Below are 17,290 nucleotides of genomic sequence, written 5' to 3'. Positions count from 1 at the left end.
TTCTATTCAGGGGTAAAGATTCAAAAAAGCTTCATGCAGCCATGGATGCTTTAGCAGGTGCGGGTGCTCAAGCAGCCTTATTAATTTCGCGGCTTAAGGCTCAAGGAAAGGTATGTCGGCAAATGGTCTATGAATTCGATAAAGAAGCAATTCTTTGGGTGCCTTCGTTCGCTCTGCTAAATGACGGTAGAATCATCACCGACAATCTAGCACTTATTGCGATTGAAAATCTTCCCAGTGGGTTGAGTCTCGGTCTAACTCGAACCAATTCTCTATGAGTGAACCGACGGTGTAGCTTATGCCTGTAGGCACGAAGGATAGCTTCAGCTCGTTAGCTGCCCGCCGCCAAAGGCCGCGTTGGTTTGATAGCCGCCGAATGTCGACGGCTATCGACACATGTAGTCAAGTTGATTTGGCTGGCTGTGCCGAATGTTTACTGCGGTCATGGCGTGCGACAGAAGCTGACCTGCCGAGGTGTGTTCTTGCGGTTAGGCGCCCCGAAACGACTTGTTCAGCTGCGCACACTCTTTTCGCGCAGCATCCCGCTGCTGATCCAAATAGAAAGCCAGGTCAGCAATATGAATGCCTCGGGCGCTCTTCTGGCTTGGCTCAAGGCGGGTAATAGGTAGCTTGATCTGGCCGGCTAGAACTTTGCGTTGGAACATGTCAGGGGTACGCGCCTACCTTGACCGAGCGCATCCTCAGCGAATTATCGCCATCACCGACGAAGGTGACCGAGCAATCATTGCCCTGAAAGCCTGTCAGCAATATGCTCGTGAGTTGTCAAAATAGGCGAGCTTTGGATTTAGAGGTCAGTAGAGTTTTTTGCCCAGCCTTATAGGGTTTCGCTCTAGAGGCCTATTTATTCCTTTATTCGCCCAGTCCTTAATTAGCGCTCCAAGGCAGTTGAATATCGTTAAAAATGCTACGTTGACATATGTGTTCGCAATTTGCTTGGGCGTGCCAGATATAATGTCGGAAAAGTGCAGTAGGATCAGGATTCCAATAATTGCGCCTAATGCTGTTCTCGTAATGGTTAGGAAGCCAAGACCGACTTCGTCAACAATTAAATGGATATAGTTTAATTTTTCTCTGGTAGAGTCGAAGCTGAGGCGGATGGTGTGCTTGATGATCAGCACCAGAGCGTAAGGGGCCAGCAAAAAAACTGAGTAATAAACCAATGGTCCTATTGCCAATAATCCGCCCAGTATCTCGTCTACATCCCGCTTGAAGTAGGAAAACAGTAGCAGTGGGAACGTCCCCAAGAGCAAAGCCAGCGGTATCTCTGTTTTTAGTTTTCCGAAAAGCTCTGCGGTTTCTAACTTCAGTTTCCTTAGATTTTTTTTTACCTGATCTTCCACGGGAGGCTCCTTGATCTAGTGAAAAGAGGCGAGCCGGGCGGATGCGTCAACATCCAGCCCGGCCCGCCGAACCCGCAGGCCCTTCCTGCAAGTCCAGCGGTGGCCCCTGTCTTGTGCACAAAGCGCGGCGAGCCTAACACCTGTTTATCCATACAGTAAAGACTTGCATAATATGACCTCTCCAATCATCCCCTGGATGGGCGGCAAGCGCCGCCGACCGCTTGATCCCTCTCTTTCCCCCTCATGAATGCTATGTGGAGGTCTTCGCAGGAGGTGCGGCCTTGTACTTCATGCGTCCACAGCCTGCCCCGGTGGAGGTGCTCAACGACCTCAACGGCGACTTGGTCACGTTGTACCGGGTTGTGCAGAACCACCTTGAGGAGTTCGTCCGCCAGTTCAAATGGGCGCTCAGCTCGCGTCAGATCTTCGAGTGGCAGAAGATGACACGCCCGGAGACGCTGACCGACATCCAGCGTGCCGCCCGGTTCTTCTACCTGCAGCAGCATGCGTTCGGCGGTAAGGTCACCGGGCAGACGTTCGGTACCGCCACCACAGGACCGGCTATTAACCTGTCGCGCATTGAGGAGAATCTGGCGGCCGCGTGGCAGCGGCTTGCTGGCACGTACGTCGAAAACCTTTCTTGGCTCGCCTGCGCCGAGCGTTATGACCGAGCACACACGTTCTTCTACATGGATCCGCCCTACTGGAAAACGGAAGGATATGGCGTGGATTTCCCTTTCGAGGAGTACGAGCGAATGGCCGACTTTATGCGGCGCTGCAAGGGCAGGGTGATGGTCAGCATCAACGACCATCCTGATATCCGGCGTGTGTTCGAGGGCTTCCACTTCGAGCGTATTGATATCCGCTATACCACAGGCAATCAGCGGCACGGTAAGGCGGAAATGACGGGCGAGCTGGTGATAATGAACTGGGTACCTGCCTCCTTGGGCGAGCTTTTTTAAATCTCACAACTCGGAAGTCTGTTCTGTTAGCTAAAGTTGAGTAGTGTAATGGCCGAGGTGCTCAAGGAGACCTCTAGCGCTCGAGCTCGCCCACTACCCGCTACTGGCGGACCCATCCCACTCCAAAAACAAGGAGCAACACTGATGCAACTGAGCGACGCCCAAGAAGTGATTGAGGTGCGCGGCGCGACCGAGGCCAATGAGAGGCTGGCCGAAGGCTGGACTCTACTTGCCGTCGTGCCGGGTGCCGAGCCGAACGCCACCACTTACGTAACCTATGTGTTAGGCAAGTCCAGCCTGCCGGTGAGCGATTTCTGACTCACAGGCGTTAAGCAGCTGTCCTCCTGCCCCTGGTAGAAAGGAACTACATTGATGAAGTTGGAAGATGTGAAGAGTTTGCGTACGGTCAATCATCAGTCCCAGGCGCAGCGCCTGGTGAATGAGGGCTGGCAAATACTGGCGGTGTGCGTGCGTCAAGACGGCGCCGACCAATATGCCGAGTATCATCTGGGTAACGCAATGCCGCCCGAGCCGCTGGAGAAGTTCGACCCGGAAACCATAAGGTCAGCGGTGATGGCAGCACAGGGGAGGGTGATTGGCCCCGTGGAATGATGGGTGCTCGGCACCGCGTGTTGCGGTCGCTTGTAGTAGTTATATGTTCAAAGACACACCCCCGTCTCCCTAGTATGCGGGGGCCCTTTTTTTATGCGGCATGCTTTGAGGTTTAACGCAACTTCTAGCGTGTCAGATTTCTCATTGGGGTGAAAATGGTCTCTGATATATCCTATTATTGTTTTCCTCCAGATGCTGGATGGGATCTAGCGCCGTGGGTAGCAGTGCTTATATCGCTGCTTGCGCTAGGGGCGACTATATGGCAGTCCCACCTTTCGAGAGTTCATAATAAGTTAAGTGTCCGCCCACATTTGGGCGGCCATAGTTCGTCCACCGAAGATGGAGAGTTCAAGTTCGAAGTTCGTAATGATGGGCTTGGACCGGCGATCATCACTGGTGCAAGGGTGTACCGTGGTGGGATGCGAGTAGAGGGTGAGGGACCTCCGTTGATTGAAAAAGCGTTCGAAGGTTTGCCGGGTTGTACATTGCGGGGGCATGAATTCTTCTATCTAGATTACGTCGTTCCTGCTGGCCACATTATTGAGGTTTGCACTGTACAGTGCAGTCCTGGGATATCAGATATTGATACGTTCTTGGGCGAGCACCTTATGCTCGAATTAGACTACAAGTCGGCGTACGGTGAATCACAGCCTATGTTTTCGACACGCAGGGCGTAAGATTTGGGCTCGCTTACCATGGCGGCAGTTGGAACGCAGCGGTTTCGAAGCCGGTCTGTACTCTTCGCGACTTTCATTTCGAGAACGTCGACATCTGCGATACCACGGTGAACATGCGGTACCGCAATGTCGAAGTGACGAGCGGGATTCTCAACTAGGTGTCGGATCAGCTGGGGCAGCTATTCTGAGGTTTGCAAAGGGACAGGCTCTATAAGCTCGGCTCCCTGATTGCGAACATTCCCCACCAGCTTAGAGACAGGGTGCCACTTAAAATCGGCAGCGGGGCGACAGCCTTGTCGCACGATTTCTTCGGCACGTTCTGCCGTTGTGTTGAGGTCGATCCACTCCCTGGCACCATCTGGGGTGAGTACCAGCGGTTTGCGGTCATGGACGTCGAGCAAACCCTCATCGGCGTCGGCGGTAATGATTACGAAGCCGTCACGCTCGTCCGGCTGGAGTTGGTCATGCACTTCCGCCAAGGCAGCAAAGAACAAGGGCTCACCTGAATTTGAGCTGATGTAATAGGGCTGCTTGCGCTTTGGGTCTGCTGGATCGAGTACCCACTCGTACCAGCCGTTCGCCGGTGCCAAGGCTCGGCCATTCGTCCAAAGCGATTTGAAGAACTTCCCCGTCGCCACCGTTTCTGCCCGCGCATTGATTGGGTCAGGACGCTTACCCTTCGCCCAAAACGGCGCCCATCCCCATTTCACTCGATCCACCCTCAACCCTTCCGGCGCAGGTCGAATCACCTCCACTCGGGTGGAGGGGGCGACGTTGTATCGATTGATCTGCTCGTGGTCATAGCCATTGATCACGACCAGGTCGAGGCTCAACTGTCGGAGGTAGTTGTCCATGGGTTCGTAGATCGAGTAGCGCCCGCACATACCTCACCTCGCTCGTTCGTCGGCTTCCACACCCCTCACGTTGACGGGCGAAAGATCTGACAGTTAACTGTACATATATACAGTTATCTATCTGGAATAACCCCTCATGACCATCACTTTCCTGGGAGTCCCGACCGGTGGCCCTGCGTTGCTGCCCGTGTACTCGTTTCGAGTGCCTGCAGGCTTCCCCTCGCCAGCGGCGGATCATCTGGAGCGTCACATCTCGCTGGATGAGCTATTCGAGCTACGGGCGCCCCATGTGTACCTGGTGCAAGTGGAGGGCGACAGCATGCAGGGCGCTGGCATTTTTTCCGGCGACCTTCTTATCGTAGACCGTAGCAAGGATGCAGAGCATGGCGACATTGTGATCGCTGCGATCAACGCTGAGCCTGTCTGCAAACGCCTGCACAGGCGGGGTGGGGTGGTGATGCTTCAGTCCGAAAACCCCCGTTATCCGCCCCGGTACGTGATGGAGGACGATGACCTGGTCATCTGGGGTGTGGTTCGCTACAGCGTGCGCGATCATGCGCAGTGACCAGGTGTTTGCGCTGATCGATTGCAACTCGTTCTACGCGAGCTGCGAACGCGTGTTCCGGCCGGATCTGGCCAAAACCCCTATCGTGGTGCTGAGCAACAACGACGGCTGCGTGATCGCGCGCAGCTATGACGCTAAACCGTTCGTGAAGATGGGAGAACCTTACTTCCAATGCCGCGAGAAGCTGAAGCGGCACGGCGTGGTGGCGTTCTCCTCCAATTACGCGCTGTATGGCGACATGAGTGAGCGCGTAATGTCGATCATCGAATCGATGGTGCCTGCGGCTGAGGTCTATTCGATCGACGAGTGCTTCGCCGATCTTACAGGCGTGCAGGGCAGCTTGACCCAGTTCGGCCGCGACGTGCGGGCCAAGGTGCTGCAGCGTACCGGCATACCGGTCGGTGTAGGCATCGCGCGTACCAAGACCCTCGCAAAGCTGGCCAACCACACCGCAAAGCGGCTGCAGGCGCACACGGGCGGCGTGGTCGATATCACGACGGACTTCGAGCGTGACTGGGTGTTGCGTAATACCGAGATCAAGGAGGTGTGGGGTATTGGGCGGCGGATGACCGAGCACCTGCAGAGCATGGGGATTCAGAAAGCCATGGACCTGGCAAAGGCTGATCCGCGCATGTTGCGGGACAAGTTCAGCGTGGTCCTAGAGAAGACCGCGCGCGAGCTGGCTGGCGTTCCCTGCCTGGAGCTGGATGAGGCAGCACCCCCGAAGCAGGAGATCTGCTGCAGCAGGATGTTCGGCAAGCGGCTGAGTGAGCTTGTCCCGATCAAGCAGGCCGTGGCCACCTACACCGGGCGAGCGGCCGAAAAGCTGCGGGCGCAGGGCTCGGTATGCAAGCGCATGCGAGTGAGTATCCGTACCGGCATGTTCAATCCTGATGAGCTGCATCATGCGCAGGGGGCGCTTGTGGAGCTGCCTTACCCTACGAACGATACGCTACTGCTGACTAGAGCGGCGACAAGCGCGGTGGAACGTGTTTTCAGGGAGGGATATCGATACAGCAAGGCCGAAGTGCTACTACTCGACTTGTGCCAGCCAGGTGAATTCACGGACGATCTCTTCGCGATCACGCAGCCTGTGGCGAGCGTAAAACTGATGTCGGTGGTGGACCAGATCAACGACCGATATGGGCGAGGCACAATGAGGGCTGGTAGCGTCCCGCGCACCCCCGATTGGGGTATGCGCCGCGAGCTGATGAGTAGGTCATATACCACGCGGATCGACCAATTGTGGCGAGTTCGGTAGAGGGGAGTGGGGCAAAAATGGGGCAAACCAAGCGCCATTCCATGCCCCTCTATGCCCCTTGCGGGCTCTTCCCGCCGACATAAAAAGCGCCAAAGCCCTTTGTATACAGGGCTTGGCGCTTTTTCTCGTCAATACTCCGGCACAATCGGGGTATGGTGCGCGACAGCGTGTGTGACCATGCGCAGTGATCAAGTTTTCGCGCTGATCGACTACAAATCGTTTTATGCGAGCTGTAAGCGCGTGTTCCGGCCTGATTGGGCGTTACCCCCGATTGTCGTGTTGAGCAACAACGACGGCTGCGTGATCGCCCTGTCATACGATGCTAAAGGGCTTATTTTTATTCGTTAGTGTTGGGCGTCCTGAAAGGGCTGTTGGCGGCGTCCCATTTATCGATGGTGAACGTAATTTCATCATCATCTATATCGTTGCCTGAAGTTACTTCTATTTTGCTGATCATTAGGCCATTGTTAAGGTGCCTTGTGAAAGGGTTCTGATCAAAGCCAGAGTCTTCCCATTGGTGTGCTTTTTTAAACTCTTCTGCGGAAATCTCATCTGCTAGTAACTTGATCAAGCCTCTGGAGGAAATTGTTACTTTGTTACCTTGCATCGAGTATGCTCCTAATCGATCATGGCCGACACCTGGTGTTTTCAAGAGCGATGCGGCGTTATACGCAGGGCGAAGTGGCTGGGGGATGTTTGGTAAGGCATTGTTTAAGGCTCTAGTGAGGGACTCAATGCACTCATCTGTCACACGAGGGGATCGGAACTTTGGGGGGGCGCAGATTAGCTCATAGCTCATGCTGTATTTGGTCGGTAAGCCAAAGGGATGATGGACTTCATGTATTGTGCTCAACAAAACAAAGTCAATGCTGCTGTTCTGTCGGAGGAAGTCCTCAGCTACTTCTATTGAGTTGTAAGTGTAGTGGGACCTTCCCGTTCTGCCCCGCCTAATAAGGTCACAACCCCCGTCGCATGCAAAAATAATACGAACTGCGTCATCTGGTGCGCCATTTAATTGCTTGACTTTTCCTTTTAGGGCGCTGAATAGAGGGTTTGTAGATTTTGAAGTTGCTACTGTATAGCTTGCGTAACTACCGCCACCGTTCTTCCAATCAGGGTCGTATATGATCGTAAGGCCGATAGAGTCTTCGGGATGATCGAATACGGATTTTTTTGTGCTGTTGCTCTTTATTTTTTGTATCCACGGCTCAAGCTCGGTTTTGATAAAGTTGCTGAGGGCGGATTTTTCTGGCAGCATTAAACGCATCTTACTTTTGTGTGGCTGTCCGACAGTTTCGCCACGAACATCGATCCAAAAACTGCCTGGGCACAATCCATATTTCGACGCCAGTCGAACTATTTCTCTGCTTACAAATTTGAAGGGGTTTTGATCTTCGAGGCCGTCATCGGATATGGTGGTTATATCTCCTATGACAGTGAAACCCCCTTCGCCCGGCTGGTCTATCTTCCAGGAAATGTCAGGGCAGCGGCCGTTTGCCAGAGCTTCCTCATGTTGAAGGGCTCCAGCATTGGAAAGTGCTGACAGAATAGCCACCTCCCACATTGCATGAAGTCTAGATTCATCTCTAGCATTGAGGCGCTTCACAATCGCAGCAAGCTGAGAAATGTCAAGGGTTTGGTCCAGTGAGTTGATACATGTCTGGATCGCTCGCCTCGAGAACACGAAATTAGTCACTCATGCCCTCCGCGGGCTCTGCTGATAAGAATCCTTGACATTACTGGGAGGGAGTTTTTGAAGCAAGATCGACGCTGAGAGGAGGTATGCGACTGCGTTTTTTCTAGCGCTGATGGTACAAAATTGGTACGAGTGAGTAAGGTTTGCTGTAGAGGCCTCGTGATTTGGGTGTTTTAGGAAGAATGCCCCCAATCCATCATCAATGTAACGCTGAACCGGCGGGAGGATTCAGGGCACGTGGTACGTGGGGTTGAAACGTGTGATGCGGTGCGTTCGTGCAACGTATTCAATTTCGACAATTTTGTCGCGTTGTAACCATCGTTTGGGGGTGCTGTACCCACAGAGCAGTGACAGGAGGCGTTCAGGGCGCCAGTTTCCCAAAAGCACCAGGTATTTGCCCTGTAGAGCCTTGCTTGCCGCGGCCCCGACGGTCAGTACGTCAGGGAAACATTGCCCGCGAACCCCCCTACGGCCTGGATAGCTTCCCGCTGACTTTGCCGGGCATCCGCCTTACGATAGATTATTCGCCTCAATCAACTCGCACCATGTCGAAATCCACAAACAGCCCGCACCGAAGGGAAGACTCATGCATCCATACGACATGCCCCAAGCCGAAGCGGAGAAGATTCACGTCGAAATCGCCAAACTGATGGCAGAGACTCGCAAGCTCAATGCCGAAGCAGGCAAATTGACCCGAGAAACCTTCTGGTACCCGATCGGCATCGCTACCGGTCTGGTGACAGCAGTGGCGGGTATCACCGCACTGACAATCAAGGTCTTTGCCTGAATCCCCAGCCCCGCAATCGCGGGGTTTCTTGCATCAAGGCCAATGGCCTGCACTTCATAAAATGGTCTACAAAGCTGGCGCCAGCGCCATCGATGGTCAAAGCTGCAGGTTCCCCTTGCATTGATAAAGGACTTCGCATGCCCATCCGACGCTCATCGATCGCCGCTGCCATCGCCTTGTCATTCCTGTCGTTTTCCGCACTCGCCGCCAACCTGACTCCCGACGCGCTATTGAAAAAGGCCGAAGCCGAGCAGAAGGCCTATCTCGCCACCGTCAAGCAACTGGTCAATGTCGATACCGGAACCGGCCAGGCGCCGGGGCTGAAAACCGTCAGCGCCTTGCTGGTCGAGCGGCTCAAGGCGTTGGGTGCCGAGGTCAAGACCAGCCCGGCCAGCCCGTCGGCGGGCGACAATATCGTCGGCACCTTCAAGGGCACCGGCAGCAAGTCGTTCCTGCTGATGGTCCACTACGACACGGTGTTCCTGCCGGGCACCGCTGCCAAGCGGCCGTTCAAGGTCGAGGGCGAGCGGGCCTATGGTCCTGGCGTGGCGGATGCCAAAGGTGGTGTGGCGATGATCCTGCATTCGCTGAAGCTGCTGCAGGACGAGAAGTTCAAAGGCTTCGGCACCTTGACCGTATTGTTCAACCCGGATGAGGAAACCGGCTCCAGCGGCTCGAAGGCGATCATCGCGGAGCTGGCGCGCAAGCATGACTACGTGTTCTCGTACGAGCCACCGGACAAGGATGCGGTGACGGTTGCGACCAATGGCATCAATGGCGTATTTCTCGAAGTGAAAGGCAAGTCTTCCCACGCAGGCTCCGCACCCGAGGCTGGGCGTAATGCCGCCATGGAGCTGGCCCACCAGATGCTGCAGTTGAAGGACCTCGGCGACCCGGCCAAAGGCACCACGGTCAACTGGACGATGGTCAAGGCGGGCGACAAGCGCAACATCATTCCCGCCAGCGCCACGGCCGAGGCGGACATGCGCTACTCGGACCTGAGCGAAAGCGACCGAGTGCTGGCCGAAGCGCAACGCCTGGTGCAGAAAAAACTCATCGACGGCACCGACGTGACGGTGCGCCTCGACAAGGGCCGCCCGCCGTTGGCGAAGAACGCCGGCTCCGAGCAATTGGCGAAAACCGCCCAGGCGCTCTACGCGAAGATCGATCGCAATATCGAGCCGATCGCCATGCGTTTCGGGACTGATGCGGGCTATGCCTACGTGCCCGGCAGCGAGAAGCCGGCAGTGCTTGAAACCATGGGCGTGGTGGGAGCGGGATTGCATGCCGATGACGAGTACATCGAGCTGTCGAGCATCGCGCCGAGGCTTTATCTGACGGTGGCATTGATCCAGCAATTGTCCGAGGCGGCGAAGTAAGCGCGCGTCGGATCAAGTAGATATTGTCCTGCGATGACCGGCATCTGCCGCGGCGTCTTTTTCGCGGGCAAGCCCGCTCCCACAAGGCCCACGCAGGTTTTGAGAACCCTGTATCGCGGGGCTGCAGGCGCGGGCAGCCTTGCCTCAGCCGTAGGCGAAGTTGTATTCCTCGTCACGATCCTCCTTAGTGATCGGCCCGCCGGTGAGGTCGTACTTGTCCAGCACCGGCTTGAGTTCGCCGAAGAACTGGTCCTGCATCTTCTCGCGCTTGGCCACTTCGATGATCGGCAGCACGATCCCTGCCACCAGCCCGATCCCCGCCGTGGCCCAGCCCAACACGCCGGAGAAGGCACCGGCGATGGCGCCGACATCGGCCAGGCCAAACAGCCCCGCACCGCCTTCGATGATCGAGGTGATCGCTGCACCTGTACCCAGCGCGCCGGTGGTCAGCGAGAAGCCGGCCCCGACCTTGTCACCGGCGAAGGCGCTGTTGACGCCGCTGATCAGGCCCAGCACGCCGCCGATGAAGCTGCCCGCACCGCCGATGACCTTGCCCAGGTTGCCCAGGCGGTTGATGCCGTCGGTGTTCTGCACCATCTTGCCGGTCGGGAATTCGCCGATCGGCGCGGGTTTGGACGGGTCGACCGGGGTGGGTTTCCAGACCATGCCATAACCGGCTTCCTTGGCGTACTTGGTGCCGCCCTCGATGATCAGGCCGGCGAACTGCATGCCTGCCGAAACCCGCGAGGCGTTGTCGGTCGGGCTGTTGCCACCGGTGGCGGAACGCGCAGCCAGCACACCACCGGCGAGCAGGGCGCTGCCGATGTGCAGCAGGCCTTGCTTGTACGACTCGCTGACATTGAGCTTCAGACCGTCGATCGACTTGGGCAGGACGTCGCTGATCTTCTCGCCCTGGCGGTTGGTGTCCCACACCGAGCGCAGCATCGAGATCACATCCTGCGGGCGGATCGGCGCACCGCTGGAGTCCTTGAACATGTCTGGATCGTCGGCCATGGCCTTGTCGATGATGGCCTTGGCCTTGTTTTCATCGAAGTTGCCGTTGCCGTCGCCAAAGATATCCTTGAGCGTATTCTTGTCGGCACCGTCGATCAGCGAATCGGACACTGCCTGGTTGATGCGCTGGCCGACTTCGGAGGCTTCCTGCGGCGTCACCTTGTCGCCGAGGAACTCTTTGAACAGCGCGGCATTGGAGGCGTACTGGCCGATGACGGTCATCGGGTCGCCGCCTTTGGACAGGCCGTCCTCCAGGTCCTTGCCGTTGAGGATGTGCTCGCGGAAATACTGCTCGATATCCCCGGACTTGCCCGACTTGTCGGCGATCGATGCCAGGTCGACGTTGCCGTCGCCGCCCAGGGCGAGGTCGGTCAGGGTGGCATCGGTACCGGCCAGGGCGAGGGCGTCGGGCAGCGACAACCGGTTGCCATTGGCGTCCTTGGTGGCCAGGGCGGTGTTGATGATGTTGCCGCTGTTGATCTGGCTGTCCTGGCTGTGTTGTAGCGCTTTCTTCATCGCCGGGTCGGCGTTGATGATGTCGCGCATGCCCGGGCCCTGGTTTGCGGCCATGTAGGCCTTGACGTCCGCGTCGTTGCCCAGCTTGGAGATGGCATCGTCCAGTTGCTTCATGACCTTGGACTTGGTCGGGTTGAGGTGGTACTGGCTGTCGGCGGTGATGCCGGCATACAGGTCGCCGTCGACCTTGTCGCTGGCCTGCAGGCGCGCACGCGCGTCGGTGATCTCCAGCATGGCCGCGGCCTTGGTCTTGCCGTCGTAGTTCTCGGGGTGCTCGAGCACATCCTTGGTCAGCTTGGAGGTGTCCACGCCCGCCAGAGAGCCGCGAATCGAGGCGTTGCTGAGCATCATCAGCACGCCGTGGTCGTCCTTCGGCGCCTGGTTTTCCAGCCAGGCGCCGATGTTCTTCTGCTGGACGATGCCGTCGGAGGAGGCGGTCGCGGGGTGGTCGCCGGCCGAGTCCATCACGTGCCACATGCCTGGGTTGGACCAGTAACCGGCAGCGCCTGTCAGCTCGGGGCTCAGGCCGCTGTCGGACTTGATCGCGTTGAGGTTGTCCGTGGTCAGGCTGCCGTTGTTGGCGCGCTGGTTGGCGCCTTCCATCTGCGGGCCGGCGCTGCTGACCAACGAGATGTTGGCCATGACGATGGCTGCGGACTTGGCGTTTTCCTTGGCCAGGTCGGAAGCGCCCGGGTTTTTCGAGAGGAATTTCGAATAGGAAGAGGAGGCGGCCGACAGGTCCTTGTTCTGCTGGCTGATGAACTTGTCGACATCGGCGTGGGTGATGACGCCATCGCTCTTGCCCAGGCCGCCGCTGTCCAGGGCGTTCATCAGGCTCGGGCTGCCCGCCAGGTACTTGAGCGTGGCCTGCGCCTCGGGCGGCAGGTCGCTGGGTGGGTTGGCGAAGTCGATCTTGCGGTCGTGCAGGCCCCATTTGTCCCAGTTATCGCTGAGCATCTTGGATGCGGCGCGCGGACGCTCCAGGTCTTTTTCGGCCTGGGTGGGCTTGTCGCCGCCCTTGTTGCCGGTGATGGTGTCCCAGTCGCGCACACCGCTGGCGTACTTGGAGTTGTCGATCCAGCTGGTGTCGACCGCGCCGTCGACACCGAAGATGCCGTTGGACGCCTTGCTCATCGAGGCATAGAGATCCGGGCTGATGCCTTGGGAGACGATGATCTTCTCGCCGCTTTCGGTTTCGTAGCGAATCAGGCCGTGGCCCAGTTCCTCGGGCGTACCGATGGCCTTGATGCCATCGGCGGGCTCGTCGGCCCTGGCCAGGCGATAGCCTTCCTGCTCGCTCTTGTTGATCAGGGTGAGGGCTTCGCCGTCGGACTTCACCTGGTCGAACAGGGCATGGTTGGTCTCGTTGGCGACGATCACCTTGTCGCCGGACTGGGTTTCGTAGCGAATCAGGCCGGGGCCGACCTCGTCGGCAGGGCCGATGAACTTGTAGTCGTCCATGCCCGGTGGCACATCGCCGGCCTGGGCGATGCGATAGCCCTCGGCCTTGCTCTTGTTCAGGGCGTCCACGGCGTCGGTCTTGCTGGCCATGCCGTCGAACAGGTAGGGGGTCATCTGCTTGATGATGACGATGTCGCGGCCGTCGCGGGTCTTGAGGTCCAGGACGTTGTCGGAGAGCTTGGTGATCGAGGCGATGTTGGCCAGCGGGATGCCGGTGTTGCCGATATCGGCGAGGTTGGGATCGTTGAGGTGCTTGATGACTTCCGGGTCGTGGGTGGCCAGCGCGGCGGCGATTTCCGCTTCCTTCTTGTTGTCGACCGCGGCGGCGACGACGAAGCGTTTGTTGCCGGCCGGCGTGGGGTCTGGCGTGTCCTTGAAGTTGGAAAGCGAGCGGGTGACCGCGGTTTCGAAACGGGCGAGGGGATTGTCCGAGGACGTTGTGCCAGGGGCGTCGGTGTTCGAGGTTTTCATGGGGCCGGACCTAGTGATACAGGAGGATTCCGACGATAAGGAGACAACAAGTCATATTTGTTTCAAATTGTAAAAGAAACGTGCGAAGCGTGAATTTATTATCGTTTTCACGCGTTTGCTAAATGAGGTGATTGCCCCGGCGGAAGTTGTGAATTCAATTACCTGTCAAGTGAAGTGTTGTTTGGTAAATCGCCATTGTAATCGGCAAGCTATTAACTAAGTGAAATGTTGTGAAATTACTCGAAACTATCTTTCCCTGATTGGCACTGCGCTTGTGGAGGTGAGCTTATGTGCAGTCTCGCATGCGTCGGTTTCAGGATGTGCCCTGTCGCTTGCGCGCTATCGTTTTCGGCCAACGGTGCCATTCTTATCAGGATGTCCGAGGACCGAGTGCGCACAGACGCACCGGCTTGGACGAGGTGGGCGACCGTGATCCTGTGACCGTGACAGGCCCGGAACGCCACAGCAGAACACCGCCGGACACCTGCCCGCACCTTCGGGCGGATCCGGGTTGCCGAGGTCCGCTGTATGCCTGAAGAGACGCTTGACCTGCCCTTGATCCAGCGTGTGCTGGACAACCACAAGGAGGTGCCCGGCGCGCTGTTGCCGATCCTCCACGCCATCCAGCAAGGCCTGGGCCATGTACCCGATGAAGCAGTCCCCGAGATCGCCCATGCGCTGAACCTCAGCCTCGCCGAGGTGCGTGGGGTGATCAGCTTCTACCATGATTTCCGCACTTCGCCCCCGGCACGCCACACCCTGCGCCTGTGCCGCGCCGAGTCGTGCCAGAGCCGCGGCGCCGAAGCCCTGGCCGCGCAACTGCGCGAACAGCTCGGGCTGGACGACCATGGCACCACTGCAGACGGTGCATTGAGTCTGCGCCCGGTGTACTGCCTCGGCGCTTGCGCCTGTTCGCCAGCGCTGGAGCTGGACGGCCAGGTGCACGCGCGGCTCACGCCCGAGCGTCTGCAGGCTTTGGTGAACAGCTGCAGGGTGGAGGCGGGCGCATGATCAAGCTGTGTATTTCCTGCGATTCGCTGGCTCGCGCAGTCGGCGCCGACCAGGTCGCCGAGGCCTTCGAACGTAAGGCCGCGCAGCGGCAACTGCCGCTGCAGATCCGGCGCACCAGCTCGCGTGGCCTGTATTGGCTCGAGCCATTGCTGGAGCTGGAAAGCGCCGAAGGGCGCCTGGGCTTCGGGCCGGTCATGCCCGAAGACGTGCCGGGCCTTCTGGAGGCCCTGGACAAAGGGGCTGAGCATCCACTGGCATTGGGCCCTGTCGAACAGATCCCTTACCTGAAGACCCAGCAGCGCCTGCTGTTTGCCCGCGCAGGCATCACCCGGCCATGTTCGCTGGACGACTATCAAGCCCATGGGGGCTTCGAGGGCTTGCGCAAGGCTGCATTGATGGACGGCGATGCAGTGGTTGCCGCGGTTCTGGATTCCGGCCTGCGTGGCCGAGGCGGGGCTGCGTTTCCAGCGGGTATCAAATGGCGCACCGTGCGCCAGGCACCGGCCGGGCAGAAGTACATCGTCTGCAACGCCGACGAAGGCGACTCCGGCACCTTTGCCGACCGCATGCTGATGGAAGGCGATCCGTTCCTGCTGATCGAAGGCATGATCATCGCCGGCCTCGCGGTCGGCGCTAGCAAAGGCTATATCTATGTGCGCTCCGAATACCCGGACGCCATTCGAGTGCTCGACGAGGCCGTGATGCTGGCCCGCGAAGCCGGTTATCTGGACGTCACCGGCAGCGGCGTGGCCTTCGAGCTCGAAGTGCGTGTGGGGGCTGGTGCTTATATTTGCGGCGAGGAAACGGCGCTGCTGGAGTCGATCGAAGGCAAGCGCGGCATCGTGCGCGCCAAGCCGCCGCTGCCGGCGCTCGAGGGCCTGTTCGGCCAGCCGACGCTGGTGCACAACGTCCTGACCTTGGCTTCGGTGCCGATCATCCTGGCAAAAGGTGCAGCCTTCTATCGCGACTTTGGCATGGGCCGTTCGCTGGGCACCTTGCCGTTCCAACTGGCGGGCAACGTGCGCCAGGGTGGGCTGGTCGAGCGTGCCTTTGGCCTGACCCTGCGTGAGCTGGTCGAGGGGTATGGCGGTGGTACCGCCAGTGGTCGTCCGCTGAAAGCTGCGCAGGTCGGTGGCCCGCTGGGTGCCTGGGTGCCGCCGTCGCAGTTCGATACGCCGCTGGACTACGAGGCCTTCGCCGCCATTGGCGCGATGATCGGCCATGGCGGTGTGGTGGTCGCCGACGACACGCTGAATATGGCCGGCATGGCGCGTTTCGCCCTGCAGTTCTGCGCCGAGGAATCCTGCGGCAAGTGCACGCCGTGCCGCATCGGGTCGACCCGCGGCATGGAGGTGGTGGATCGCCTGATCGCCAGCAGCGACCCTGCTGCGCGCGAAGACCAGGCGCACCTGCTGCGCGATTTGTGCGACACGATGCAGTACGGCTCGCTGTGCGCCATGGGCGGGATGACCGCTTACCCGGTGGCCAGCGCCCTCAAGCACTTCCCCGCCGATTTCGGTCTGGCCAGCTCGGAGGCCGCACAATGATCAACTATTTCGACCCCGCCAACAGCGACATCGACCTGGGCACGCCTGCCCGCGACAGTGAGCTGCAGGTCAGCCTGAACATCGACGGCCGTGCGATCAGCGTCCCCGCAGGCACCTCGGTGATGCGCGCCGCCGCGCTGCTGGGCACCAGCATCCCCAAGCTGTGCGCCACCGACAGCCTCGAAGCCTTCGGCTCGTGCCGCATGTGCATGGTCGAGATCGAAGGTATGCGCGGCTACCCGGCTTCATGCACCACGCCGGTCAGCGAAGGCATGGTGGTGCGCACCCAGACGCCGCGCCTGGCCGACCTGCGGCGCAATGTCATGGAGCTGTACATCTCCGATCACCCGCTGGACTGCCTGACCTGCTCTGCCAATGGCAACTGCGAGTTGCAAACAGTCGCCGGCCAGGTGGGCCTGCGCGAGGTGCGCTATGGCTATGACGGCGCCAACCATCTTGACGAGGCCAAGGACGTCTCCAACCCGTACTTCGACTACGAGCCCAGCAAGTGCATCGTCTGCAGCCGCTGTGTGCGTGCCTGCGAAGACATTCAGGGCACCTTCGCCCTGACCATCAGTGGTCGAGGCTTCGAGTCGCGGGTGGCAGCGGCCGGTGGCGAGAATTTCCTCGCCTCCGAGTGCGTGTCGTGCGGCGCCTGCGTGCAGGCCTGCCCGACAGCGACCCTGACTGAGAAGAGTTTGGTCCAGCTCGGCCAGCCGGAGCGTGCGGTGATCACCACCTGCGCCTATTGCGGGGTGGGCTGCTCGTTCCGCGCCGAGATGAAGGGCGATCAACTGGTGCGCATGGTCCCGGACAAGAACGGTGGCGCCAACCACGGTCACGCCTGCGTCAAGGGGCGCTTCGCCTGGGGCTACGCCACCCACCCGGATCGCATCACCACGCCGATGATCCGCAAGCGCCTTGAAGACCCATGGCAGGAAGTCAGTTGGGATGAGGCGCTGGCCTATGCCGCCAGTGAGTTCCGACGTATTCAGCTCAAGTACGGACGCGATTCGATCGGCGGTATCACCTCCAGCCGTTGCACCAACGAAGAAGCCTATCTGGTGCAGAAGCTGGTGCGTGCCGCCTTCGGCAACAACAACGTCGACACCTGCG

The 17,290-nt window shown here is 58.8% G+C and carries 13 protein-coding genes and 5 pseudogenes; 13 read left to right on the top strand and 5 right to left on the bottom strand.

Features of this window, described 5'->3' with window-relative positions; translation table 11 throughout:
• A pseudogene (locus tag APH44_RS30185) lies at window positions 1-278 on the top strand (hypothetical protein); the annotation flags it as partial.
• A gap of 210 nt (window positions 279-488) precedes the next feature.
• Here APH44_RS30185 and APH44_RS28020 read toward each other — a convergent pair.
• A pseudogene (locus APH44_RS28020) lies at window positions 489-674 on the bottom strand (pyocin activator PrtN family protein); the annotation flags it as partial.
• Between APH44_RS28020 and APH44_RS30555 the strand changes: the two are divergent.
• A pseudogene (locus APH44_RS30555) lies at window positions 673-792 on the top strand (lysis protein); the annotation flags it as partial. The pseudogenes APH44_RS28020 and APH44_RS30555 sit on opposite strands and share 2 nt — an antisense overlap.
• Window positions 793-812: 20 nt before the next feature.
• Here the strand turns inward: APH44_RS30555 and APH44_RS28015 are convergent.
• Complete coding sequence (locus tag APH44_RS28015) at window positions 813-1,361, bottom strand: hypothetical protein (RefSeq protein WP_054895558.1); 549 nt, start codon at window positions 1,359-1,361, stop codon at window positions 813-815.
• Between the two features lie 172 nt (window positions 1,362-1,533).
• On the opposite strand from APH44_RS28015, the pseudogene APH44_RS28010 reads away from it, so the two are divergent.
• From APH44_RS28010 to APH44_RS28005, 3 genes and pseudogenes are all read left to right on the top strand, one after another.
• Window positions 1,534-2,323 (top strand): annotated as a pseudogene (locus APH44_RS28010) (DNA adenine methylase).
• Between the two features lie 144 nt (window positions 2,324-2,467).
• Window positions 2,468-2,641, top strand: a complete 174-nt coding sequence (locus tag APH44_RS30180) for a hypothetical protein (RefSeq protein WP_177339397.1) — start codon at window positions 2,468-2,470, stop codon at window positions 2,639-2,641.
• A 54-nt stretch (window positions 2,642-2,695) separates the two neighbouring features.
• Window positions 2,696-2,935 (top strand): hypothetical protein, encoded by a 240-nt coding sequence (locus APH44_RS28005; RefSeq protein ID WP_054895557.1) that lies wholly within the window; start codon window positions 2,696-2,698, stop codon window positions 2,933-2,935.
• A gap of 856 nt (window positions 2,936-3,791) precedes the next feature.
• On the opposite strand, the gene APH44_RS28000 is transcribed toward APH44_RS28005, so the two are convergent.
• The gene (locus tag APH44_RS28000) at window positions 3,792-4,496 is read right to left on the bottom strand and encodes an SOS response-associated peptidase family protein (RefSeq protein WP_054895556.1); all 705 of its coding nucleotides are present in this window, start codon (window positions 4,494-4,496) and stop codon (window positions 3,792-3,794) included.
• 106 nt (window positions 4,497-4,602) lie between these two features.
• Here APH44_RS28000 and APH44_RS27995 point away from each other — a divergent pair, with 106 nt between their 5' ends.
• The 3 genes and pseudogenes from APH44_RS27995 to APH44_RS29605 all read left to right on the top strand — a co-directional run.
• Window positions 4,603-5,031: a LexA family transcriptional regulator gene (locus APH44_RS27995; RefSeq protein WP_054895555.1), complete on the top strand. Its 429-nt coding sequence runs from the start codon at window positions 4,603-4,605 to the stop codon at window positions 5,029-5,031.
• Entirely contained in the window at window positions 5,021-6,292 is a 1,272-nt protein-coding gene (gene umuC, locus APH44_RS27990; RefSeq protein ID WP_054895554.1) for a translesion error-prone DNA polymerase V subunit UmuC, read from the top strand. Before APH44_RS27995 ends, umuC begins: the two co-directional genes overlap by 11 nt.
• Before the next feature lie 177 nt (window positions 6,293-6,469).
• Window positions 6,470-6,628 (top strand): annotated as a pseudogene (locus APH44_RS29605) (DNA polymerase V subunit UmuC); the annotation flags it as partial.
• Between the two features lies 1 nt (window position 6,629).
• Here APH44_RS29605 and APH44_RS27985 read toward each other — a convergent pair.
• Window positions 6,630-7,988 carry a hypothetical protein gene (locus APH44_RS27985; protein WP_256216679.1) on the bottom strand — a complete coding sequence of 453 codons (1,359 nt, stop codon included), beginning with the start codon at window positions 7,986-7,988 and terminating at the stop codon, window positions 6,630-6,632.
• A 601-nt stretch (window positions 7,989-8,589) separates the two neighbouring features.
• Between APH44_RS27985 and APH44_RS27980 the strand changes: the two genes are divergently transcribed.
• Window positions 8,590-8,775, top strand: coding sequence for a hypothetical protein (locus APH44_RS27980; RefSeq protein WP_081255346.1), 186 nt, complete (start codon window positions 8,590-8,592; stop codon window positions 8,773-8,775).
• Between the two features lie 137 nt (window positions 8,776-8,912).
• Window positions 8,913-10,154, top strand: coding sequence for a M20/M25/M40 family metallo-hydrolase (locus tag APH44_RS27975; RefSeq protein ID WP_054895551.1), 1,242 nt, complete (start codon window positions 8,913-8,915; stop codon window positions 10,152-10,154).
• 144 nt (window positions 10,155-10,298) lie between these two features.
• Here APH44_RS27975 and APH44_RS27970 read toward each other — a convergent pair whose 3' ends face one another.
• Window positions 10,299-13,616 carry a type III effector HrpK domain-containing protein gene (locus APH44_RS27970; RefSeq protein ID WP_054895550.1) on the bottom strand — a complete coding sequence of 1,106 codons (3,318 nt, stop codon included), beginning with the start codon at window positions 13,614-13,616 and terminating at the stop codon, window positions 10,299-10,301.
• Window positions 13,617-14,144: 528 nt separating this feature from the next.
• Between APH44_RS27970 and APH44_RS27965 the strand changes: the two genes are divergently transcribed.
• From APH44_RS27965 to APH44_RS27955, 3 genes are all read left to right on the top strand, one after another.
• On the top strand, window positions 14,145-14,627 hold the full coding sequence (locus APH44_RS27965; RefSeq protein WP_054895549.1) for a formate dehydrogenase subunit gamma: 483 nt from the start codon (window positions 14,145-14,147) through the stop codon (window positions 14,625-14,627).
• Window positions 14,624-16,174, top strand: a complete 1,551-nt coding sequence (locus APH44_RS27960; protein ID WP_054895548.1) for an NADH-quinone oxidoreductase subunit NuoF — start codon at window positions 14,624-14,626, stop codon at window positions 16,172-16,174. Before APH44_RS27965 ends, APH44_RS27960 begins: the two co-directional genes overlap by 4 nt.
• Window positions 16,171-17,290, top strand: a 1,120-nt coding sequence (locus tag APH44_RS27955) for a 2Fe-2S iron-sulfur cluster-binding protein (RefSeq protein WP_156343813.1), incomplete at its 3' end; no start/stop codon positions are given. The genes APH44_RS27960 and APH44_RS27955, both read left to right, overlap by 4 nt.

Origin of the sequence: Pseudomonas sp. NBRC 111143 (assembly GCF_001320965.1) — a bacterium.
GTDB classification, from domain to species: domain Bacteria; phylum Pseudomonadota; class Gammaproteobacteria; order Pseudomonadales; family Pseudomonadaceae; genus Aquipseudomonas; species Aquipseudomonas machongensis.
The sequence above is the reverse complement of the archived record's forward strand: the minus strand, read 5'-3'. Positions and strand labels throughout refer to the sequence as shown.